The sequence below is a fragment of the Xanthomonas hortorum pv. cynarae genome (genome assembly GCF_002939985.1).
GTDB classification, from domain to species: Bacteria; Pseudomonadota; Gammaproteobacteria; order Xanthomonadales; family Xanthomonadaceae; genus Xanthomonas; species Xanthomonas hortorum_D.
On sequence record NZ_MDFM01000039.1, the window covers coordinates 1 to 22,290 of the forward strand.

Genomic DNA, 22,290 nt, shown 5'->3' on the forward strand with positions numbered 1-22,290 from the left:
CGAACGTCAGTTGCATGGATCACTCCTCAACAATAGGCGGGTAGTGTCGCGTATCTGTGGTGCGTTGTTCAGAGGTTCCCTAACGACACTTGATGCCGGCCTTGTGCCGGCATCGCTGATCGGCGGACAGACCGGGCAATTCCATTACTGGCTGTCGCTGCACGGCGTCAGTCCTTGCGGCATTGCGCCACGTAGCCGTTTAGATGATTGCCTGCACGCATGATCGCCGCGTCCTGACGTTGATATTCGGATGTGAGAAATGGCCTGACCCACTGGGGAGCGTGATCGATCCCATCATGGGTGAAGGCTTTGATGCGCAGGCCGTGCGTTTCTTCAGTGAAGCTGATCGCATAGCCAATATCGACGATGCTGCGGTGTTTGCAATGGTTGTCGAGCGCACGGAGGTACTTGAAATCGGCATGCTCATGTAGCGCATCCAACTCCGCTTTAACGGCAGCTGGGATCAGATTTTTACGGACAGTCTCCCACGTAATGTACTGCTCTTTCTTGATGCAGGTCGCCGCATCGCGATTCATTCCGGTGGCGTAATAGACTAGGTGCACCAAGTTATCCGCCACCGAGCGCATGCTATGCATGCAGGCAACGATGTTGGCATAAGCAATAAACCTGGCATCTTCAAATGAGCCTGTGTCGTTGTCATCGACTCCCATCATGATCGGCAACAGTTCATCGCCAGGCCGGCCGTCCACTTTGGCGGCAATGATCCGCATGGCCTCCTGGTAGTGATAGGCACTGAACCTGCGCCGGTCACTCACGGACTGGATGCTCTGCGCTACAAGTCGCCGCTGGTCGGGGCCAAACGCCGCCATGACGTCCTCGCGCAAGGCTCCTAGATCCCATGTCATGCCTTCCACCGGGACGGTGGCGCTCATGCGCCGGCACCAGCGGTGCGGGCGGTCTTGCGGGTGCGCGGCAGGCCGGGTAATTTCAGCTGCGCCCGATCGCTGGGCAGGATGTTGGCGGCGGTGGCGACCGCCGCCGCGCCGGCCGGCTTCTTGGCCGGCTTGGGCTTGGCGGGTTTGGCCTGGCGCTGGAGCTTGTCCAACGCCTTCAACGCGGCCGGGCGACCGCGCCGGTAGACCTTCGGGGCACGCACGTAGTTGGCCGGCAACACCTCGAACACCGTCACCCCGAGCGCCAGCAGCTGGGTGGCGGCGGTGTCGAGCGAGGCAAACACGCGTGGCTCGCCACGCTGGCCGGTCAGTTGCTTTTCGGTTTGGCCCACGCGCACCATCACCGCGTAGCCGCCGACCTGGCCGACCAGCTGCACGGCACGCAGCACGCCGGCACTGGCGAGGGCGGCCAAGGTGGTGATGGACATGGGTGATGTCATGATCGACCTATCAAACAGTGATGTTTGATGCTCGATCATTTGGAGCTGCGCTGCAAGCACTCTCGCGGCGAGGGGCCTGGCGGACATAACGGCCAATTCCACGCACTGGCACGATGGCTGCCTGGCCCAGCAGGGCGGTCGGGCAGTCGCATGACGGGGGTTTATGCATCCTTGCATCGCCAGGAAGCATCGGTTACAGTTCTGTCTACCACTCCTCACCTGTCGCCCCATTCAGTTGGGTAACGGCTTGGGACGAAAAAAACCGCCGCAAGGCGGTTTTTTCATGTCCGCAGGAAGCTCCATGTGACCATCGCCAAAGCGACTGCGGTTTATATCCACATCCACCTGAGGCCTGCTCGCTACGTTTTGTTAGCCGCTCTAAGCCATTCGGACCATAAAGAGGGTTGCCCGTTTGGATTTGACTTGGCGTACTCGTAAAACAAGGAAATAAGTTCCAATCTATCATTACGAAAATCTGAACGCCCTTCGTGGGAGACATCTTTATTAAAATCTAGCGCTCGACCCGGATTAAATGCCAGTTGCCGCTTGATGATGTCTTCAAACGATATAATGTGGGCATTTCTCAGAATGTCGTGCATAGCAATGAAGATGCCTGTACGACCTTGGCCGACCCCGCAGTGCACATGCAGCCTCTCATGGGGTGCCATGTTCCTCTCCATTCTAACAAATGCATCTATATCATCTGCACGTGGTCCGAGATGGTCTGTTACTGTCAAACGCAGATATTCAGCACCTGCATTTCTCACAAGCTCTTCTTCGCTAAAAATAGAAGGGTTACTTAATTTCACTGAGCGTGGGTTTGGAAAACCGTTCTTGACATCTTTGCGATGGAGAATCTGCACTGTTTCCTGCGACTTAATCGCGCGGATCTTCTCATGCTCGTCAGCAAGCACTTCTTCACGCGATTTCCCGACATTGGCCCAGTTGTTAGGAGCCCGCCAGGTGGCCGGATAGCCGCCAACAATGGCGTGAGACTCTTCGCGAACGTCCAGTACTATCACTGGGCGATCCCTAGACGGATTTAACCTAGTAATTTGGCTTATGGACGCGATACTTCCGCTGCCTGACACGTGCAAGTCTTTCCAGCCGGTCGGATTACAGGATTCTGGTAGATCAAAGTCATCCGAAGAGCGGAAATTATCGGATGATGATCTTGGACTTCTATCGTACTGCAGCACAGGAATTTCTGTTGGGCGCTGCGGGAGAGGCAACGGATTACTAAATTTTTTGATCAGTGACAAATCACGTGCGGTCTTCGACCGAGGGGCCAAACCTTCAAGGCCGTGAGGTGTCGATTGGTTACCAGGTTCTACAACAGCTTCCTGTTTAATGTCTGCAACGACGTCGGCATCATCACTCCCTTTTCCACTGACTGATGATGTACTTGACCTGGAGACAGGATTAGGCATATGTATTCATTAAACATGAACGATGGATTCGTAGTATTTCACAGCGCGAATTGACCTTTTTGTTGTTAACAGAATTTATGTTTCATTTGGCGATGGGTCTTCCACTGCCCGCTCGCATCGAGATTCGATGCTGTCATCTCAGAAGACGACTGCACGGAATGTCAGGAGCCGGCTGCACTTGTGGATTGCAGCGCGGCGTATAGAGCCGTCTTGCTCACCTTGAGCCGTTTAGCGGCCTCTCGGGCATTAAGCCCGTTGGCGATGTGCTCCCGCGCTCGCTGCAACTTGTCGGCGGTGACAACCGGCTTTCGCCCGCCCTTCCGCCCGCGTGCGGCGGCAGCGGTCAGCCCGGCCTTGGTGCGCTCGCGGATCAAGTCGCGCTCGAACTGGCCCAGTGCGCCGAAGACGTGGAAGATGAGCCGTCCGCCCGGCGTGGTGGTGTCGATGCTTTCGGTCAGCGACCGGAAGCCGACGCCACGCGCTTGCAGCGCGGCGATTGTCTCGATGAGGTGTTGCATCGAGCGCCCGAGCCGATCCAGACGCCAGACGGCCAGCACGTCGCCGGCGCGCAGGTAGGCCAGCGCATCAGCCAGGCCGGGCCTGTCGGCCTTGGCCCCAGAAGCCGTGTCCTCAAAAACGCGCTCGCAGCCTGCCTTGCGTAGCGCATCCGTCTGCAAAGCGGTGTCCTGTTCTGCCGTCGATACCCGCGCATAGCCGATCAGTACCATTACCGCCCCTTCTGTCCGCCTTTCCGTCCGCCTATCATAATGTCCGACAACCCATTAAACAATCGCATTGCCGGACAATGTCCGGCATGACCGCCTAATGATCGTTTGACGGACATTGAAAGTAAGGCGTTTTTGCATTACAATGCAAAGCATCAACCTTGGGTTGCGAGGGCAAACCACCATGACCACATTGACCGTTACCGCACGGGGACAAGTGACGTTTCGGAAGGACGTACTGCAACACCTCGGCATCAGGCCAGGCGACAAGATCGAACTGAACTTGCTGCCAGATGGTCGGGGCGTGCTCAAGGCGGCCCGGCCCGCAGGGACGATAGCCAGCTTTGTCGGCCTGCTCGCGGGCAGGACGCAGAAGGTTGCCACCATCGAAGAAATCAACGAGGCGGCGGCGCAAGGCTGGGCAGGTAAGCAATGAAGGTCGCAGTCGATACCAACGTCCTTGTGCGTGCGGTTGTGCGTGACGATCCCGCACAAGCGGACGTTGCCGCCGCAGTCTTGACCGACGCCGAGTTGATCGCGGTCGCGTTGCCGTGCCTATGCGAATTTGTTTGGGTGCTGCTGCGTGTCTACGGCTTCCAGCAAGCCGACGCGGCCAGCGCGATCCGGGCACTACTGGCCGCCGCGAATGTGGAAGTGAACCGGCCTGCCGTGGAGGCTGGCTTGCTGGTGCTCGACGCGGGCGGAGACTTTGCCGATGGCGTCATTGCCTACGAAGGCAACTGGCTTGGCGGGGAAACCTTCGTTTCCTTCGATAAGAAGGCGGTGGTACTTCTCACAGCGCAAGGGCAATCAACGCGCCTTTTGTGACGGACATGAGCATGAACGAATTCCGTCGACTGGCCGCGAAGATAAGGGGCGGCAGGGATTCGTGTAAAAAACAGCCAAAAGTGAGCTAATCGCTGTTGGTAGTGGAGTTTTGTTACCCAGAAATATCCGCTAACTCACTGATGCAATGGGTGAAATCCGAGCTTGTGAGTCATTTTTACACGTATGTCGGCTGAACCCCATTGTCATGTACCTCTGATTCCCACGCCGCCGATGATTCCTCGGTTCAACAGCCGACCACAGCGGCCCATCGCCGGCATCGTCGTGGCCCTAGTCCGGTAATCCCCCCGCTTTTAGCGGACTCCAGAAGTGGAGTTATGCAGCCATCGCCAGTTTGAGGGTCGGCAGGGATTCGTGTAAAAAAACAGCCAAAAGCGAGCTAACTCGCTGTCAGCACAGAAATTTTTCACCACTTCCTGCCGGCCCTCCGATAGAGTTTGAAAGGCGCTACGCGCAGAGCGACGGCTGAGTGTCTACGGAACTCTGGCCGGTCCAGTGCACGAAACGCTGTACTCCGCAGCGAAGCCCGATTTACGAGATGCGAAATCAAATCCTGCAATCAGAGTTTTTGTATCGATCTTATTCCGCGTTCCCATATATTTCACCCTCCTCCATCCCCATGCAATCTAAAAATGCCAAAGTCCATCAGAAATACTAGCCATGCATCGAGCTCTAATTTCGATTCGTCGTCCCAGCATGAGAGCGGCCTAAGGGACGCAGCCAAAGAAGTCTACGACAGCAGTGTTTTATATCACGGGACAAAGCATCCGCATTTAAAATCTCTTAGGGAGAACGGATTTTCAAAATCACACAAACGCGACGGCGCGACGGCAGGAGGTAACGCAAATATGTTTATGAATTTAAGCTCTGCAGCGCAGGAAGAAAGCGCAAAAAATCACTATTTTTCGTCTTCCAAGAAAGAAGCCAAGGATTTTGCCATGTTCGCTGACATGAATAATCCCGCACTATTACGCACCATCGGCGTCAGAAGTAGCTTCAATCTGATCTCGGATCCTAGGACCGGTGGCACGGCATACATGACGGGTCAGTCGATTCCTTCAAAATTTGTGCTTGGATCAAAAAACAGCTCCCCCGGGAAAAATGCGCAGGTGTTCAAGAAAGAGATGCATGCTGCAGGGTACGAGGTCTCTACAGAACAAGCGGGCGCACTACTTAGAGATGTGCAATCTGATTCTGATGATGACAATTTCCCGGATCCCGACGACTTTATTATGAGCCGACTCCGGGGTTGATGATATCGAGGGTCGGCCGAGATTCGTGTAAAAGACATTTACTGACAGCGAGTTAGCTCACTTTTGGCTGTTTTTTTCACGAATCCCGGCCGACCCTCAAGAAGATCAAGCGCCGCAGGCACAGGCAAGATGGGTATCGGGCGCGGTCATTGCTATGTCGTTTGGGTATGCCGTCGCCAGCAGCATGTTGCAGCTGACACACCGGACGGTGGTGCTGACGGCCGGAACCGGTGGAAGCATGGGGGCATCGGCGTTAGGCGTGTTGGTCATCGTGCAATCTCCAAGTCAGACAGCAGGGGGGGTGCTGGGCTGGCGGTTGCGCCAGCTCGCCAGCGTGGCGCGTGCGATCACGCGACCGATCAATGGGCCAAGCACTGCAAACAGCACCGCAAACAACACGCGGGCAACTGACCACTCGCCAGTGGTCACCATCGGATAGATCAGGGGGAGCGGCGCTAGCCAGCAGCCACCGGCTGCGATCATGCCCCTGACCAGCGCTAACGCAGGATGGCGCAGGAGCTTCATTTAGCACCTGCCCCGGTAGCGTCGGGTGCGGCAAATAACGGCCATCTGAATCTCCTGCGTGTGCTTAGGTGTGCAATGTGTGTACACAGCCACTTTACCGATTTGCATGCTTGCATGCAAGCATGCAACAAGGCATCTATCACGCTTTGGCTTTCGGCTTCCTCGCGGCTTTGGTGGTCGTCTTCTTGGCGGGGGATGCCTTGGGCTTCTTGGGCGCGTGTAGGTCCAGGAATGCGCCCAGCGCGGCACGTGCGCCCCGCTGCTCGTCGGTCAAGGTCACGCCCTTCTCGGCGGCCAGCTTCTCCGCGTAGGCCAGCTGCTTCTCACTGGGCGGCAAATTGCCATAGGTGGCGCTGTGGGCATCTAGGAACGCCTGCACGGCCACGTGGGAGCTGACGGCGTTGGCCGGCAGCGGGACGCCCAACTCCATTGCGATGAGCTGGGCATAGCGCAGCTGGCCTTCGCTGGGCACGCGGTTAGCGGCAGCCTTGGTCGCATCGCCCCGCACCGCGTCGATGATGCGAGTGACGTTGGCGGCGACCTTGGAAACGAACTCGTCGCGCGCTTCGATCGGCACCAAGCCACGGCGCAGCTCGTCCAGCTTTTCCTCCCACAACGCAGTAGTGGCGGCGTCGGTGATCGGCGCCGGCAGCATGGCAATCAGCTCACGCGCCAGTGGCGTGCTGACGATGAATTTGCCTTGCGGCTCCAGGTAGCCGCGCTCGAGCAAGTTCTCGATGATGTCTCCGCGCGTAGCGTCGGTGCCGATGCCGGCGTTTTCCTTCAGGCGTTTGCGCACTTCGGGGTTGGTGGCGAACTTGCCGACATCGAGCATGTCAGCGATCAAGTCGCCTTGTGTATAGCGCTTGGGCGGTCGCGTCTTCTTCGGCCGTAGTGCGGCCGCAGCGACAGTGCAGCGCGTGCCGTCCTGGATGTCAGGCAGCGCAGGGGTGGCCGTGTCGTCCTCGTCCTCGCTGTCCGGGTCCGTGCCAAATACGGATTTCCAGCCTTGGCCGGTGGGAACGCGGCCAGTGGCAGTAAACGGCACGCCGCCGACTTCCAGCGTCATGCGGGTTTCGTTGAACGTGTAGTCCGGCAGCAGCGCAGCAAGGTAGTGCTGCGCGATCAGCAGAAAGGCGGTTTGCTCGTCATCGCTGAGCGTGCGGCTGGCGAGCGGCACACCCGTGGGCACGATGGCATGGTGTTCTGCTTTGTCTCTTTCCATCTTGGCGCTGTTGAAGACAGTGGGCCGGATGGTGGGTTTGTTGACGGTCAGTGCTGCCACGTGCCGCGCCAGTCCTGGCACCTGGGCGAGCGTTTCCAGCACACGGGGGATTTCTGCTTCCTGCTCATTGGGTAACACCATGCACGGCGTGCGTGGGTAGCTGGTCAGCTCTTTGTCGTACAGGCTTTGCGCGATGTTGAGCGTCTTTTTGGCGCTCCATCCAAATCGCCGCGAGGCCAGCTGCTGGAAGCGCGAAAGCGTCATCAGGGCGGGAGGCTTCTGCGACTTGCTTTCGTGGGCGACAGCGAGCGGTCCGCTGGCTCCGGTGGCGGCTGCAATGATAGCTTCGGCGTCGGCGCGGTCGAAGATCCGGCCCTCATCTACGGGCGCATACGTCAACACCACACTGGCGCCGAGCGCTGTTTGCGCGGTGATTTCCAGGTCGTAATAGGTCGCCTCGCGGAACGCGGCGATGGCGGCATCACGGCGCACGACCAGGGCGAGGGTGGGGGACATCACGCGCCCCACATGGCGCGGCCCTTTCCCGCCAGCGGCACGGGATCGCAGGGTGTAGGCGCGGCTGAGATTCATGCCCATGAGCCAGTCGGCGCGCGAGCGTGCCTGGCTTGCCCAATACAGCGGCTCGCTGCTTTCTCCTGGCCGCAGATTGGCGATCGCTTTGGTGAGGCTTGCTGCATCGAGCGCGGAGTACCACAGCCGGCGCACCGGTCCGCGATAGGCGGCGTGGTCCAGTAGCTCACGGGCGATTGCTTCGCCCTCGGCTCCGCAGTCGGTGGCGATGATGATTTCGGTCGCCTTGGGGATGTTGGCCAGCAGCACGGCCAGCTCACGCTCCTTGTCAGCAGTCGGCTTGTGCTTCCATGCGCTGGGGATCATGGGCAGCACGTCGAAATTCCATGCTTCCCACGCTTTGTCGTATCCCGGTGGGGCCACTTGCTCCAGGAGGTGGCCACGTGCCCACGTGACCCGCCCATCGTCGGTATCGATATAGCCCTGACCAGGTTTCGGGTTGCCCAGCAGCGGGGCAATGTTCTTGGCCTGGTCGCGTTTCTCGCAGATCCATAGACGCATGTCAGCGCTCCGGGTCGTTGGCGGCGGTGTCGTTGGCGGCGGTGTCGTTGGCGGCGGTGTCGTTGGCGGCGGTGTCGTTGGCGGCGGTGTCGTTGTCGGCTGGCGTGTCGGTTGGCAACAGCAGCCAGAACATCGCCAGCGAGAGGAACCCGATAGCGACAGCCGCAGCGGGCAGTGACAGCCAGAAAAATACGATGGCGGCGAGCATGCCGACGATCACGATGCTGGCGCGGGCAGGGCGTGACCACTGCGACATGGCGTAGAGCGTTTCGCCGATGCGATATCCCAGACTCTTTGCGGGTGTGTTCATGAGCTAACTCCGGCGGGTTGTTGCGTGCGACCGCACCGAGTGGGCGGCCGCACGAACAGATGGCGTCACAGTGCGGTCATGCGGCCGGCTTGGCTTGCTCGGCGAGGTACTTGGCGAACTCGCGATTGCGCTCTAGCGCATGGTCGATCAGCGCAACGGCTGCATCGTTCCAATCTGGCTTTGCGCCAGCGGTTTGCGCGTAGAAGTCGCAGAAGGCGTCAACGCGCTTGACTAACGCTGGGTCGAATTGCAGTCGCTTGGTGACACGTTCGGTTTTGACGGGGATTTTCGGCAGTGCCGATGTTTGACGGGCCATGTGGTTGTTCCTAGAGCGGGTAGCGATTGGCTACGGCGGTGGTGATGACGACGCTGATCGTGACGCCCAGCTTTTTGGCGTATTTGCTGACAGCGTTGTGCAGTGGAACGGACAGGTGGAAGCGGAGACGTTCGCGATCTAGCTTGCGATAGATCCCGCCGGCCACAAGGGTGGTGGGTTGAAGCAGAAATTCTTCCATGAGGTGTTGCATAAACATGCGTCGGCTGAGTCCGGCGCGCTGTGCATCGCGGTCAATCGCTTTCATCTGCTTAGGGGCCACGTTCGCGACAACTTGTCGCCGAGCGGCTTTTGCAGGCATAGCTTTTGGCTCCGTTGGGTGGTTGGTGAAGCCAGCGGAGTTTATCGATATTGCACACGTTAGATCGCGATCACGGACCATAGGGCGGCAGCGCCAAGTCTTTGTTGACCATCACCGCGACCCTTTGGCCCGGCCTGATTTCCAGTGTCGGCTGGATGTTGATGCTGCGCTGAAGCAGCTGTGCGCCGGCCTGGTTGATTGACTGCGCCGCGCCTTGGGACGCGGCTTGACCGGCGTCACGCTGGAAAGAGGAGAAGCTGTCGCCCTCAGCGGTGGCAACGGCTGCAGCAACCGTGCTGGACAGCAAGACGCTAGACAGCACCTTGCCCCAGTGATTGTTCACCTTGTCGCTCACGCCAGCGTAGCCGGATAGGTCAACGCCGGGCATGCCTTCCAGGTCGAGACTGGACCCGTTCGGAAAGCGCAACCGCTGCCACACCAGCAATACGCGGTTCTGTCCGAAGGTGACGCGCGAATCGTATGCGCCGATCAGCACTGAACCTTGCGGGATGATCACGTACCGGCCGGTCGGGGTGTCGTAGACCGGCTGTGACACCTGGGCGGTGATCAGGCCGGGTAGATCGCTATTGATGCCGGTCAGGAACAGGGCAGGGATCAGCACGCCGGCACTGACGACGGTCGGCGTTGCTGGCGGTGTCAGACGCGATTGCAACGTGCCTGTATCGCGCTTTTCGTCCATGAACTGGCGCTTGTCGTCCTGTCGGTTTGCGTCATCGCGACCGGTCTTGTCGCCGCCGTTGGCGCCTGCAGCTGCCGCCGCTGCTTGGGCAAGCATCTGCTGCTGCAGAGCATCGGGCGCTTCGGGCGGCATCCCACCGAACGCCTGCGGCCTCATGTTGCCGGCCTGACTTGGTGCACCTCCCTGCTGGAAGCTGGTTTTCGCGTAGCGGGCGTTGGCAGCCTGCTGCAGGCGCTGTAGATCCTGCTGCGCGGCGAACTGCTGCGCGGCTGTCTGGGGCGGTGCACGACCGCCGCCGTAGGCGCGCGTTTCGGCTTGCTGCTGGGCCTCGTATTGCATTTGCCCGACCTCGCCCGGCATCGGTGGCCCCAGCTTCGGGGCACGCTCTGCACGTTGCTGTGCGGCCGTGGCGTAATCGCCCGGCAGCGCATTGAACGCCTCGGGCTTGGTCGCCATGTTCGTGGTCGGCGGCTGATCCTTAGCTTTGTTCTGGTTGGGCTTTTGCGTGAAAGCCTGGACGAACGCCAATGCGATCAGGATGCCCGCGATGCCGGCGATGATGCCGACCTTCTTCTTGTCCAAACTCTTGATCTTCGGCTTCGGCGTGCCCAAGGGAATGGGCGCGTCCTGGGGCGGCGTGTAGCCCCGCGAGGCTGACTCGCCAGTAACAGGATCGCGTTCGTCGTCAGCCGGGGTTCCGTTCGTGGTCTGCATGCGGCACCTGTTTGATTAGCGACGGCGGATCGTGATGGTCTGCTTAGCACCGACGCGCAGCTCTGCGCGATCGAACACGCGATCCACGATGTAGGTCGGGCCGGTAGTGCCGTTCGCCACACCCTTGACGCGGTAGTTGACCAGCAGCGGTTCGCCCTTCTCGATCAGGAACAGGGCCGGGGCGTCGGTCGCATTGAGCGTGGCCGGCATGCGGATATAGGTCTGCGCACCGTCGTCAAAGACCTGCATGGGCTTCCAGGAATAGCGGCCGCCCTTGATGTCGTAATTGAAGTGAAGCGCATCCGGGGCCACGGCCACCGGCTCGACCGCTTCGCGCTTGGCCGCGACGGCTTGCTTCGCTTTCCAGGTGTCCATCGGGTACTGCCATGACACACTCGGCATGCTCCAATCGGCCACGCTGCGCGCAGTGACCAGGTAGGTGCGACGATTGGTGGCAATGAACAGGTCGTTGGTCAGACCTGGCTCCACGGCTTTGAGTACCAGGTGCACTTGCTCGCCGGCATCGGTGCCGCTGGTGACCTGGCTAATCAGCCACCGCACAGTGTCCGAGCCATTGACCTCGCCCGTCAGCTGTTCGCCGGGCTGGAAGTCGATCACGGTCTGACGGCCTGCGCCGACATAGATCGTGTAAAGCGCACCAGGCCGGTAGGTGAAGATTGTTTGACCGCCGACGTTCGCCGTGCTGCTGCTCGTTGGCACCTGGCGCGCCTGGCCGACGTACTCGGCCACTTGGGCGCGCTGCTTGCTGTCGAAGTCCGACCGCGCTTTGGCGACACGGGGAGACAGCCGCTCTGGCTGCGCGGGTGGTGGCACATATGCCGGCGTAGACGTGGCTGCGGTGTCTGGCAACGGGTTCGCATTGGCAGTGGCTGTAGCGTTGTCATTGAGCGCGCTGGTGATGGCAGGCACTTGGGGTGCAGTCTGCGCGTTGGCAGCGCCGGCAGTCAGCAGTAACAGGGGCAGGATGTGCGTCTTCATGGTTTGCATAGTGTTTGCACTCGTAGGCGAAAAATTAGGGGGCGCTACCGATGTCGCGCTGCCAATTGAAGTCAGTGATGAACAAGCCAAGCGGGTTCACCAGCTCGACCTTGGGGTCGGGCGTGCTTTGCTTGATGGTGAACGTGGAGGTCCACGTCGCCCGCTCTTTGACCTGGCCCTGGTCGGTGAAGCTCGTTTCCACCCACCGCACCTGGTAGCTGTCGGCCGACACGGGCACCACGGAGGTGACTTGCGTGGTGACGGTTTCTTGGCCGACCTTGCTCATGGTCGAACCCGGCACGCGGGCTTCGGCATTGAGCTTGTTTGCTGATGCCGGGGTCATGAAGCTGTAGGCCTCGCTCCATGCCGACTTCACAACCACCGGATCAAGCGGGACGGTGCGAACTAGCTCGACCCAATGTTTGAGGAAGTAGCGTATTTCCGCCGAGCCGGGCGTGTAGTTGGGGCTTGCATAGCCCACAACCTGCGGGGCGCCATCGGTGTTGATGCGCGCGATAAGCGGCTTGGGCGGTGGCCGGTTGCTGAGGGCAATGAGTCCACCGGCCAGCACGACCGACAACGCATAGCCGCCGAGTGCTTGCCAGCGCCATGCGCGCTTGTCGCTTTCCGCTTTCTCAAGTTTGTCTGTCCAGCCCTTGCGCGCTGAATCGTGGTGTGGGGACATCGGCGCCGAGCTGGGACGCTGGCCGACGGGCGTTTGCAGTAGGTCTTTGGTGCTGCTCATGCGTTGTTAGCTCTCGTCGTTTGTTGGGGCAATCGTCGGGTTCCCACTACCGCCACTGCTGGTGGTTGTGGCTCCTTTCACAGCCGTGGTTGTTGCTTTGGCGACCGTTGCTGCGTCGCTGAATCGCTGCCTGCCCGCTTCCAGCCGTTCCGGCGATGGCGTGGGCGGCGCAGGCGGTGACGATGCGGTCGGGGAAACACCGCCGCCCATCGTCACGCCCTGCGACCAGGCATCTTTCACGGCAGCGCCGGCATTGGTGACTGGCGAAGCGGCCATTCGGCCCGCTTGGGTCACACCGGCTGCGGCGTAGCTGGCACCAGCTGACACACCGCGATCGATGTTGGCGGCGGCAGCTGACCCGAACTTCATAGCGGCCTGGCCTAGCCGGGTGCTTGCGGCACGTTGAAGTCCAGCCGCTGCGGCTTGGCCGGCCGGCGTGGTGCTTGCGGCCATCAGCCCAGCAATTACGCCACCACGCACACCCGGATTACTCAGTGCGGCCGCACCAGCTCCTGTGCTGTTCGCGGCGGCGGCACTGCCAGCGCCGTGGATCTGCCCAGCGGCGGTGATGGTCTTGGCTGCACTGGCTGCGCCCATGCGGCCCAGCGCGGCGGCACCAACGCCGGCACCGATCGCAGCTGCGCCGGCACCGATTGCCACGCCGGCCGCACTGCCGGCGGTCAATGACGGCGAGCCTGAGAGCAAGCCACCCGCCACTGCTGGGGCATGCACCGCAATGATTGCCATGACAATCGCGGAGCCGGCCAGCAGCCACGTAACCATCAACGGTGGGGCTGGGCTAAGTGCGAACGTGTTGAGTACCGGCCCGTAGACGGCAATGATGAAGCTCAGAACCATCAATTTGACGCCCTGTGCAATCACTGCGCCGATGGCCTTCTCCGCGAGAAACGCTGTGTGATTGCTGATCCCCCACGGCACTAGGATCAGACCCAATACAGCGACAAGGGCGAACTCAACCTGCGTGAGCAAACAGGTTAGCGCTAAGACGAAAAACGCGCCTAATACAAACAGCTCCGCAACCGTGTATTGGAAGACAACCGCCAGCACGGCAATTTTCTGGTACCACGGCCCCTCTTGGATGCGCGCAATTTCGTCCTGGATAGGCTTGATGACAACCATTGCCTGATCAAGGATGCGGCTAGGGTCATTGACTAATGGCACACCTGTTCCACCGCCAGCTAGTGAGCCGATCTGGGCGAGGCCTTCGGCAGTGCCTTTGGTCAACGTTGGCCACGATGCCACCAGGAAGGCAAAGAAGCCGATGCGCAGTAGCTTGCGGAGGAATGGCGCGGTGAAGTCCTCACCGCGCAGCGCCCAAAATAGTGCAGCTAGCGCAATCTCGATTGCAGCTAGGGTGCCGAGAATTGCTTGAGCGCGGGGTGTGATGATCCCAAACCCGTTGGCGAACACATTCTGGAACGCTCGCAATAGCTGTGTGAGGAAGCCAGTTGTAGTCGGGTCCATCGCTATCCGTCCTATTGCTTGGTGACAGGGGCCGTCTTGGTCTGCGCATCAGGCCACCACTGTGAAACCGGTTTGGCCGGCTCCACAGTGGAAGGTGCAAACGCATCGGCCCGCTTGGGCTTGCGGGCGGATGTTTGTTGGCCTGGTGTAGGGCATGCACGTTGTGCTGCATCGCCATTTGCGCGCGCCATATTCAACCTAGTCTTCAAGTTGTCGGCCGCGCTCTTTCCATACGTGGTGTCGATCAACGCGCTGCACTCGGCATCAAATAGCAATGCGCATCCGCATTTGGCCGGCACCGTCTTAGGAAGTACGGCTGGGGCTTCACAGGTGAACGACGCTTCGCAAGGACTTCCTGCCGCGACTGCCTGCTCTGCATGCTTTGCTTTCTCGACATCGGGTTGCGCTGTGCAGCCGGCGAGGCAGACAGCAGCAAGCACGACGGAGGCGAGGACGCGGGCGTTCACCACCACTCTCCAACGGGTTTGGCAGCTGGCTCACTAGATTTCTGGAAGGCTTTGTCGCTGCCGTAGGCGTTCTCCATGTTCCGCTGCGTCAGGCGATCGCCTGCCATCTGCCGGGCCTGCTCCTCAAGCACGGCTTGGTTCATCGCCGCCGTTTGTGCGTTGAGCTTCATCATTTCCTGGCCGACCAGCATGTTGATCTGGTTACCGGCCTGCGTGGCAGCGAGGGCACCCGTCGCCGATTGCGAGGCCTGGCCCATCGTCTCGAACTGCTGGTTGGTGCTATCCAGGGTGTCCAGGACGGCGGCGCCGCTGTGGAGGGCGTCCTCCACGTTCTCGCGGCCCTGCGATTGCCACTGATCGACCATCGCGGAAAGCTGCTGAAAGGTCGCGTCATTGGTCACTTGGGGATAGCGCTGGGCGAACATGTCGCGCGTGTTTTGCAGCTTCGCCATGCTCCCGCGCAGCTGGTTGATGCTCTGCTTATAGGAGTTGTAAACCTGCTGGTACTCGGCGAACACATTGCGTGGCAGCGAGGCAAGATTGCGGGCCTCGTTGGCGACCTGCTGGATCTGCAAGTTCAATTGATCCATCTGGGTCTTGTATTGCTGCACTTGCTTGGCGTAGGCGCTGATCTCTTGGCTCTGTTGCAGCAGCTGGGTTACCAGATTGCTGCAATTGGCACAGACCAGCGCCTGTGCCGGCGGCGCGTAGATAGCTGAGCCGCCGGCAACTGCTAAGCCGATGGCGACGGTCAGTGCGGCGGTGACGCGACGAATTTTCATAGCGTTCTCCATGCTGGGTTTAGGCTTGGATGGTGGTGTTGCTGGATGGTGCGGGACTGCTATCAACCGAGCGCACGAAGTCGAGCGCCCATTGCAGGGGCGAAGCCGTGCGCTGGCTCGCGGGTTTGCTCACTTGCGCCTGGTCGTGCTTGTTGACCAGGTGCGCTAAATACGCTTCGTTGAATTCTCTGGTGGTGCTGGTGGCGTTGCGGATGGCAATGGCTTCGCGCTGCGCCTCTTTTCCAGTAGCGCCGCAAACGGCCAGTGCCAACGGACCCAAGCCGAGCGAGAACAGCCGATTGCCCTGCGGGCTGGTCAGGTAGTAGTCGCGTTTGGGCGTGCTGCTGGCGAGAATGTCCAGCTGCTTGTCGTTCAAACCGAACATCCGGTAGAACTTGGCCACCTCGTCGTTTCGGGCGCTGCTGTTGGGCAGGAAGATCTTGGTCATGCATGCCTCGATCAGCGTCGGCATGATCTTGGATTGCGCCACGTCGGCCAGACTCTGCGTGGCAAACCACACTGCAACGTTGGCCTTGCGCAGCACCTTGAGCCATTCGCGGATCTTTGCTGAAAACGCTGGGTGGTCGAGGAACAGCCATGCTTCATCGAGCACCAGGAGGCTCGGCCGCTTCGCGTCGAAGCGCTGCTCCAAGCGGTGAAACAGGTAGGTCAACACCGGCATGACCACCTGGGGGGTGTTCATCAATTCTTCCATTTCAAACGCGAGCCAGCTGCCCAGCGACACGTCGTCGTGCGTTGCATCCAGCAGATAGCCGTGCGCCCCGTCCACCGTGAACGGGTGCAAGGCCTCCTTGATGTCTGGATCTTGCACTAGCACGGTAAAGCCTGAAATGGTGCGTTGCTCGACCGGGCTGTCGTCTGCGCCCAACTCGTTGAGCGCATCCCAGATGGCGCGCTTACGCTGCGGCGTCATTTCGACGCCTTCGCCCACGATGATGTCAATCAGCCATGTTTGCGCCCATGCCCGCTCCTGGTCGTTGTCCACGTGGGCCAGCGGCTGAAACGCCGGGCTGCTGTCACCGCCTAGGTCGTAGAAGTGGCCACCCACGTGGTCGGTGGTAATGCGGGAGCTGCCGCCCTTGTCGAAGATGTAGACCTGCGCGGCTTCATAGCGACGGAACTGTGTCTCGGCCAAGTTGAGTAGCACCGACTTGCCGGCGCCGGTCGGGCCGATGACCATCGCGTGCCCTACGTCGCCCACATACGTACTGAAGCGGAACGGCGTCGTCTCCCCGGTGACCACGAACATGTGCGGCGGGGCGTGGTCCAGATTCTGGTTGCCGGGGAATAGATCGTTCTGGCAATAGCGCGGCCCGGCCCACACGCTGGAACTTGGCATGGCGTGGGCGAGGTTGAGGGTGGACACCATCGGCCGGCGGATGTTGTGCTGTGCGTTGCCTGGCACCGCGCCGAGAAACGCATCGATCGCGTTGCCGTCGCGGGCTTCGTCAATGGTCACAAAGCCTAGACCATTGATTTCGCGCTCGACCGCGCGCAGCTTGGCTTCCAACCTTCGCGGATCCGTATCAAGCACGATCAGCGATTGGGTGAAGTAACCATAGCCCACCGCCTCTGCTGCGATTTCCTGCATTGCAGCGTTGGCGTCTGCCGCGTTAGCGAGCGCTTCCGGATTTTCCAGTGCTGACTCCGACTTGCTCACTAGCTCCTTGAGAATGACCATGAAGGACTTGCGGCCGCTGAACCACTGGCGCTGGATCTTCTTCATTTCCTTATCGGCTGTGGCCTTGTCCAAGGCCACCCAGCGCGTCACCCACCGGTAGGCCATGCCCATCCGGTTCAAGCGATCCAGAATGCCGGGGATGGTCTGCGTCGGGAACTGACGCACGGTGATGATGCCCAAGTGGTGTTTGCCCAGCTTCGGTTCTTTGCCCCCGATCAGCGGGGTGTCGGGCAGCACGCGGCAAAGCTCTTGGGATACGTCACCAGGTACAACCGGGTGACGTTTGGTGCTGATTGTGTCGTGCAGGTAGGTCAGCAGCTCGGAGTCATCGAGCGCATGCACCTCGGGCAGGATGGCCGAGAAGGCTTCCAGGAGCCGAACGCGCTCCACCACGAACTTGTCGAGCCAATCGTTGATTGTCTGCCGGTTGCGGTTGGCCGCACTCTTGCGCTGCCCGTCCGGGTCCGTGAAGAACCAAGCGCGGGCTGTACTCTCCTGTGCCTTGGGTGGCAACCATCCGAGTGTGAAGTAATACGTAGTCTCAAAGTGCACGCCCGTCTCGGCGATGCTGCGGCGCTCTTCATCGATCAGATAGGACATCGGATCGGGGAAGTGTTCGCCGCTGGGGTAGCTGGTGCTGGGGGCGCGTTGTGCGTCGATCTGGAAATACCAGCCGTCGCCAAGGCGGCGGAACAGGTTGTTCATCTGGGCCGACACTGCAATCAGTTCGTGCTTGGTCGCGGAGTCCAGGTCTGGACCGCGATAGCGCAGCGTCGTGATCAACGACGCGTTGCGGTTCAGCACAACGCCGGGGGCGACCAGGTACGCCCACGGCAGAACATCGCCAATGTCGGTGGGTTCGTTGCTGTATTTCGGAAGTCGCTGCATGGGTTGGCCTTCACTGGATGCCGCCGGTCAGTGATCCGCAAGGGCGGAACACTGACCGGTAGCCCGCTATGCGCGGTAGTGGTTTTTCAAGCGGAGCGCGCGTTTCAACGCCTCCGGCCATTGCGTGTCGTACTTGGTCAGTAGAACCAGGCCGATGTGGATGACCATGTAGAACGGCAAGCTCCACCACGATTGCAGGCCAAGCACGAGGGCTGCAGCCGTCGTGAACGCGACAACGGCCATGTCGCGCGGAATGCCTACAAGAAGCCTGGGTGTGGACAGTGCGCGGTGTACCGGCACCTCATAGCCATCTGGGTTGGTTTGTTCGTCCACGATCAGAACACCGCGCCGCCGCCGAAGCCAAGGAAGCTGAGGAAGAACGTGCTTGCGCTGAAGGCAACCGACAAGCCGAGTAGGACCGCCATCAGCTTTTTCATCCCGGTGCCTCCTTCCGAGTTCGCCATCCCGAGACCACAGACAACGATGGAGATCACCCCAATCGCCTTGGCGACGGGACCGGTGATGCTATTCAAAATCCGATCTAGCCAGTCTTCCCACGGCATGCCGGTGCCGCTTGCGTAGGCGGCAGCCGGCAACAAGAAAAACGCCAGCGTCAGCAGCTGGAGAGTGCGAGTGTTGCGGAGCTTCATCGTCATGTCCCTGGAATGGGTTGGGGGAATTGATGCTTACCCTTCACATGGTTTGCAAAACCATTGCACACCACATGCCTGAATGTAACAAAACATTGCACACCGTCGCAATGTCTTCAGGCAAGCGTCATCGTCCGTTCTTTGACGGGTTTCGCAGTCGGAGTTGTTCTTCGCGCCGGGTAGGAAAACACCGACGCGTCGCTACTGTTCAGCTACTCGGCTGATATCAGTTTGTAGACATACCCTTCCGGTGCCTGCTCGATGCCGGTGACGCGTAGTACTTCACGCACGCGGCGCACCGCCTTTTGACCGCCGTCCGCCTCGATTGTCTCGAACCCGATGCTCACGATGATCTGCACCGTGCGCGCAATCTTGCGCGGAACCGGCAAGAACCCGCCTTGCACGAGCAAGTCCTCGATGCGCTCCAATGCTTCGTTGGCGCTGTTGGCGTGGATGGTGCATAGCCCGCCGGGATGGCCGGTGTTCCAGGCATCGAGCATGTCCATGACCTCCGGGCCACGCACCTCGCCGACGATCAGACGGTCTGGTGTCATACGCAGCGTATCGCGCAACAGGTGCGTCATGCTGCGAGTGATCTGGTCGCGATTCCGCACGGTGCGCAAGCGCACGACTTCATCAGCTTCCACGCGCAGTTCTAGCGTGTCTTCCAGTGTGATCACCCGCCCGGTGATGCGGCCCATTTCGTACAGGACGGCATTGGCAAAGGTGGTTTTTCCGGTGTGGCTGCCGCCGACGATCACGATGTTGTCGCGGTCATGGACTGCCTTGACGATGACATCCCGTTGTCGCTGGGTGAGCTGCCCGTTGGTCACATAGTCGTCTAGGGTGAGCCGCAGATTGGATTTCTTGCGGATCACAAACGTCGGGCCATCGGGTGATTCCGGCGGCAGTACAGCATGGAAGCGATAGCCTGTTTCTGGCAGCTCGGCCGGAAAGCTCGGGTTGTCCTTATCGGCAATCTCGCCGACGTGATCGGCCACGATCTTGATCACGCGCATGCGCGTGTTCACATCAAGCGTGTGGTCGTGGCAGATCCGCCGGCCGTCCTTGGCGTACCACAGCCGACCATCGGGGTTGACCCGCACTTCTTCAACGGCCGGGTCGTCCAGCAGCTCGCCGATCGCACCGCCGAGCGCGGATTTCATCATGTCCAGCAGGCGGCTGTGTCGGGTGATGGCGGTGGGGATCGGTGCGCTCATGGGGCTGCCTCGGGTTCTGGATCGGCGTCGTCTGGCTGTCCGGTCGCCCGTTCCAGGGCGTCGAACTCGCTATCGGTCTGGGCGCGCAACAACGAGCCGGTCAACTTGTCCAGCAGCGGCTGTCGCTGGCTGAAAACGCGTTCCACCGACGCGATCAGGGCGTTGTAGAAGCCCTCGCCCGCCGCGTTGCTGGCAGGCGTGGCAGCAGGCAGGCGTGCAAACAGATTCTTGGTTGTAAGCGTTGTTAGCTCGACCAGCATCTGATTGCCGAAGTGCACGTTACGCACCTCGTTGCGCAGTGACCTCAATTCCTTGAGGACCAGCATTTCTTCGGCTTTGGCGTGTTCGGGGTCGTAGCGCTCTGCTAGCGCCGCCTCGACAACGGCGCGCAGCGGAATGCGGCGTTCGACGGCTTCGCGCTTGGCTAAGTTGATGAGTCGGGTTTGGATCTGGGTGTGCAGGATGGTCTTACCGTCAGATTTCTTCATGGGAGCATGTAGTCCATGTCGTCGTCGGCTGCATCCATGCCATCGGCTTTGGCGACGGGGCTGACGGTGATTTCATGGGTGTCGATGTCGGCATCGGCGCCGATATCGTCATCGAGCATGGGCGCGGCTTCGACGGCCACCTCCTGTGCGGGCATCGGCTCGGGGGTGGCGTCCAGATCGCGGGAGTCTTGGACGGCCGGCTGCAGGGCGGCCGCCACCGCGACCGGCACCACAGCGGGGGTAAGCTTGGTCCACGGGTTGCCGGCGACTGGCGGCCCGTAGGGGTATGGCCTGGCGCTGGTGTTGGCGACCGGTGCGTACTTGTGGGTCGGATCTAGCACCTTGCCGCGTTCGTCAGTCGGCGGCACCAGGTCGCAGAACCGTTTGTCGCTGTAATACTTGATCTTCATGGCCATGATCGGCGGCAGGCCTGCGACAACGATGATCTTCTTGGCCGGGTCCATTTCCCGCACCTCGCCTGGGGTCATCAGGGCGCGAGCTGATTCCTGGTTGGACACCATTACGTGGCCCAGCCAGCCAGACAACCGCCCGCCGGTGTAGTTGGTCTGCTGGTGAATCTCGGTCGTCATCCCGAGCGAATCGCTGATGCGCTTGGCCGTCTCGTCGGTGTTGGGCGCATACCACACGTGGATATGTGCACCATCCATGACGGTATTACTTGGTCCGTAATATTTCACGATTTGGTTATAGCTCTGGTTGATCATCATGCACTTGATGCCATAACCGGCGACGTAGCCCAGCCCTTCCTCAAAGAACTCCAATTTGCCCAAGGACGGGAACTCATCGACCAGCAACAGCAGCCGATGCTTGTTGCCTTCCGGGTGCAATTCTTCGGTCAGCCGGCGCGTGATCTGTTGCAGCATCAGCCGGAACAAGGGCCGCAAACGTGATTTGTCACTCGGCGGACTGATCAGATACAGCGACAGCGGGTATGGCGCACGCATCAGGTCGATGATGCGGAAGTCGCTTTCGCTGGTCGCGGCACCCACGATGGGGTCGTAGTAGAGGTTGAAGAAGCTGCGCGCCGTCGAATGCACACCGCTGCGCTCGTTGGCGCTCTTGTTGAGCATGGCCCTTGCTCCGATCGCAACGACCGGATGCACCTTGCCGTTGCGGTGCTTGGTGTCGAGCATGTATTGCAGCGTCGCTTCCATCGTGCGTTCCGGGTTGTCCAGGAACATAGCGATGCCTGCCAAGGTCTTGTCTGGCTCGGCGTACAGCACGTGGAGGACCACCGCCAGCAGCCACGAGTCGGCCTCCTTGCTCCAATGGTCGGGTTTGCCCTTGCCGTCCGGGTCAACCAGCATGTCGGTAACGTTCTGGGCGTCCTTCACCTCGTTATCGCCTGGTCGAATCTCGGCCAGCGGGTTGAACCGGCAGGTGTCACGCTGGGTTGGGTTGAATTTCAACGCATAGCCGATCCTGCTCCGGTAGCCCGATGTCAGCTCCCAGTTCTCGCCCTTGATGTCGTTGACCACCACGCTCGCCTGCCAGTTCAGCAACGTGGGCACGACGATGCCAACGCCTTTGCCCGACCGGCTCGGCGCGGTGACTTCCAGATGCTCCGGGCCGTTGTGGGTGAGGTACTGACCGTCTTCGGTCATGCCGAGTACCACGCCGGCCTGACCCAGCAGGCCGGACTTCTCGATTTCCCTGGCCTCGGCCCAGCGCGCCGAGCCGTGCGTCAAGACCGTCTCCTGGGCGCGGGTGCGGAAGATGGCCACCGCCACCATGGCGACGAAGCCCATCGCTGCAAATGCGGCAACGATGTAGATCGCCCTGGTGAAGATGTCCGGGGCGTAGGCGTTGTAATCCCACAACCAGGGAAAATATGACCAGGGCGCATAGATGCCATGCCCTGCAATCTGGAACCAGGGCGCACCGAGCTGCGGCTGGTAGGCCAGCGCATAGGCGACGTACTGGCCCGCCGCCCACACGCCCAGAAAGATGCAGACCACGCAGGCGACCATGGGACCGCCCCGCAGTCCGCCAGCGTGACGGGTTTTCTCGCGTTGTTTGCTTTGTGGTGCCATC

The 22,290-nt window shown here is 60.4% G+C and carries 23 protein-coding genes and 1 pseudogene; 3 read left to right on the forward strand and 21 right to left on the reverse strand.

Annotated elements, in window-relative coordinates:
* Nucleotides 1–167 precede the first annotated feature (167 nt).
* From XcyCFBP4188_RS19690 to XcyCFBP4188_RS19705, 4 genes are all read right to left on the reverse strand, one after another.
* Complete coding sequence (locus XcyCFBP4188_RS19690; protein WP_104592682.1) at nucleotides 168–893, reverse strand: hypothetical protein; 726 nt, start codon at nucleotides 891–893, stop codon at nucleotides 168–170.
* Nucleotides 890–1,354: a hypothetical protein gene (locus XcyCFBP4188_RS19695; protein ID WP_104592683.1), complete on the reverse strand. Its 465-nt coding sequence runs from the start codon at nucleotides 1,352–1,354 to the stop codon at nucleotides 890–892. The genes XcyCFBP4188_RS19690 and XcyCFBP4188_RS19695 overlap by 4 nt, the downstream gene beginning before the upstream one ends.
* A 359-nt stretch (nucleotides 1,355–1,713) precedes the next feature.
* On the reverse strand, nucleotides 1,714–2,784 hold the full coding sequence (gene xopH, locus XcyCFBP4188_RS19700) for a type III secretion system effector XopH (RefSeq protein WP_074066098.1): 1,071 nt from the start codon (nucleotides 2,782–2,784) through the stop codon (nucleotides 1,714–1,716).
* 161 nt (nucleotides 2,785–2,945) lie between these two features.
* Nucleotides 2,946–3,512 (reverse strand): recombinase family protein, encoded by a 567-nt coding sequence (locus XcyCFBP4188_RS19705; RefSeq protein ID WP_074053064.1) that lies wholly within the window; start codon nucleotides 3,510–3,512, stop codon nucleotides 2,946–2,948.
* Nucleotides 3,513–3,693: 181 nt separating this feature from the next.
* On the opposite strand from XcyCFBP4188_RS19705, the gene XcyCFBP4188_RS19710 reads away from it, so the two are divergent.
* The 3 genes from XcyCFBP4188_RS19710 (at nucleotide 3,694) to XcyCFBP4188_RS23145 (ending at nucleotide 5,608) form a co-directional block, all read left to right on the forward strand.
* A complete protein-coding gene (locus XcyCFBP4188_RS19710) occupies nucleotides 3,694–3,945 on the forward strand; it encodes an AbrB/MazE/SpoVT family DNA-binding domain-containing protein (protein ID WP_002804328.1) in 252 nt (83 codons plus the stop codon).
* Nucleotides 3,942–4,337, forward strand: a complete 396-nt coding sequence (locus XcyCFBP4188_RS19715; RefSeq protein WP_009602864.1) for a type II toxin-antitoxin system VapC family toxin — start codon at nucleotides 3,942–3,944, stop codon at nucleotides 4,335–4,337. The genes XcyCFBP4188_RS19710 and XcyCFBP4188_RS19715 overlap by 4 nt, the downstream gene beginning before the upstream one ends.
* A gap of 650 nt (nucleotides 4,338–4,987) precedes the next feature.
* A complete protein-coding gene (locus tag XcyCFBP4188_RS23145; protein WP_006449589.1) occupies nucleotides 4,988–5,608 on the forward strand; it encodes a hypothetical protein in 621 nt (206 codons plus the stop codon).
* A gap of 285 nt (nucleotides 5,609–5,893) precedes the next feature.
* Here XcyCFBP4188_RS23145 and XcyCFBP4188_RS19720 read toward each other — a convergent pair whose 3' ends face one another.
* The 17 genes and pseudogenes from XcyCFBP4188_RS19720 to traG form a co-directional block, all read right to left on the reverse strand.
* Nucleotides 5,894–6,091 (reverse strand): hypothetical protein, encoded by a 198-nt coding sequence (locus tag XcyCFBP4188_RS19720; protein WP_223647137.1) that lies wholly within the window; start codon nucleotides 6,089–6,091, stop codon nucleotides 5,894–5,896.
* Between the two features lie 181 nt (nucleotides 6,092–6,272).
* Nucleotides 6,273–8,450: a DNA topoisomerase III gene (gene topB / locus XcyCFBP4188_RS19725; RefSeq protein WP_046932116.1), complete on the reverse strand. Its 2,178-nt coding sequence runs from the start codon at nucleotides 8,448–8,450 to the stop codon at nucleotides 6,273–6,275.
* 73 nt (nucleotides 8,451–8,523) lie between these two features.
* Nucleotides 8,524–8,760, reverse strand: a pseudogene (locus XcyCFBP4188_RS19730) (hypothetical protein); the annotation flags it as partial.
* A 76-nt stretch (nucleotides 8,761–8,836) separates the two neighbouring features.
* The gene (locus XcyCFBP4188_RS19735; protein ID WP_075287821.1) at nucleotides 8,837–9,076 is read right to left on the reverse strand and encodes a hypothetical protein; all 240 of its coding nucleotides are present in this window, start codon (nucleotides 9,074–9,076) and stop codon (nucleotides 8,837–8,839) included.
* 10 nt (nucleotides 9,077–9,086) lie between these two features.
* Nucleotides 9,087–9,395 (reverse strand): hypothetical protein, encoded by a 309-nt coding sequence (locus XcyCFBP4188_RS19740; RefSeq protein ID WP_005997459.1) that lies wholly within the window; start codon nucleotides 9,393–9,395, stop codon nucleotides 9,087–9,089.
* A gap of 70 nt (nucleotides 9,396–9,465) precedes the next feature.
* The gene (locus XcyCFBP4188_RS19745) at nucleotides 9,466–10,809 is read right to left on the reverse strand and encodes a TraB/TrbI/VirB10 family type IV secretion system protein (protein WP_104592685.1); all 1,344 of its coding nucleotides are present in this window, start codon (nucleotides 10,807–10,809) and stop codon (nucleotides 9,466–9,468) included.
* Nucleotides 10,810–10,824: 15 nt separating this feature from the next.
* Entirely contained in the window at nucleotides 10,825–11,817 is a 993-nt protein-coding gene (gene trbG, locus XcyCFBP4188_RS19750) for a P-type conjugative transfer protein TrbG (RefSeq protein ID WP_104592686.1), read from the reverse strand.
* Nucleotides 11,818–11,842: 25 nt separating this feature from the next.
* Nucleotides 11,843–12,553 carry a conjugal transfer protein TrbF gene (gene trbF / locus XcyCFBP4188_RS19755; protein ID WP_104592687.1) on the reverse strand — a complete coding sequence of 237 codons (711 nt, stop codon included), beginning with the start codon at nucleotides 12,551–12,553 and terminating at the stop codon, nucleotides 11,843–11,845.
* A 6-nt stretch (nucleotides 12,554–12,559) separates the two neighbouring features.
* A complete protein-coding gene (gene trbL, locus XcyCFBP4188_RS19760; protein ID WP_104592688.1) occupies nucleotides 12,560–14,038 on the reverse strand; it encodes a P-type conjugative transfer protein TrbL in 1,479 nt (492 codons plus the stop codon).
* A gap of 11 nt (nucleotides 14,039–14,049) precedes the next feature.
* Nucleotides 14,050–14,505, reverse strand: coding sequence for a hypothetical protein (locus XcyCFBP4188_RS22705; protein WP_146094068.1), 456 nt, complete (start codon nucleotides 14,503–14,505; stop codon nucleotides 14,050–14,052).
* Entirely contained in the window at nucleotides 14,502–15,287 is a 786-nt protein-coding gene (locus XcyCFBP4188_RS19765) for a TrbJ/VirB5 family protein (protein ID WP_104592689.1), read from the reverse strand. The genes XcyCFBP4188_RS22705 and XcyCFBP4188_RS19765 overlap by 4 nt, the downstream gene beginning before the upstream one ends.
* 19 nt (nucleotides 15,288–15,306) lie before the next feature.
* Nucleotides 15,307–17,877 carry a TraG/VirB4 family ATPase gene (locus tag XcyCFBP4188_RS19770; RefSeq protein WP_104592690.1) on the reverse strand — a complete coding sequence of 857 codons (2,571 nt, stop codon included), beginning with the start codon at nucleotides 17,875–17,877 and terminating at the stop codon, nucleotides 15,307–15,309.
* Between the two features lie 66 nt (nucleotides 17,878–17,943).
* Nucleotides 17,944–18,177 (reverse strand): VirB3 family type IV secretion system protein, encoded by a 234-nt coding sequence (locus tag XcyCFBP4188_RS19775; RefSeq protein WP_074053070.1) that lies wholly within the window; start codon nucleotides 18,175–18,177, stop codon nucleotides 17,944–17,946.
* Nucleotides 18,178–18,212: 35 nt separating this feature from the next.
* Complete coding sequence (locus tag XcyCFBP4188_RS19780; protein ID WP_046932124.1) at nucleotides 18,213–18,533, reverse strand: TrbC/VirB2 family type IV secretion system protein; 321 nt, start codon at nucleotides 18,531–18,533, stop codon at nucleotides 18,213–18,215.
* Between the two features lie 206 nt (nucleotides 18,534–18,739).
* The gene (locus XcyCFBP4188_RS19785) at nucleotides 18,740–19,747 is read right to left on the reverse strand and encodes an ATPase, T2SS/T4P/T4SS family (RefSeq protein ID WP_233367064.1); all 1,008 of its coding nucleotides are present in this window, start codon (nucleotides 19,745–19,747) and stop codon (nucleotides 18,740–18,742) included.
* A complete protein-coding gene (locus tag XcyCFBP4188_RS19790; protein WP_104592691.1) occupies nucleotides 19,744–20,235 on the reverse strand; it encodes a hypothetical protein in 492 nt (163 codons plus the stop codon). The genes XcyCFBP4188_RS19785 and XcyCFBP4188_RS19790 overlap by 4 nt, the downstream gene beginning before the upstream one ends.
* Nucleotides 20,232–22,289, reverse strand: coding sequence for an IncP-type conjugal transfer protein TraG (gene traG / locus XcyCFBP4188_RS19795; protein WP_052758898.1), 2,058 nt, complete (start codon nucleotides 22,287–22,289; stop codon nucleotides 20,232–20,234). Before traG ends, XcyCFBP4188_RS19790 begins: the two co-directional genes overlap by 4 nt.
* Between the last annotated feature and the right edge of the window lies 1 nt (nucleotide 22,290).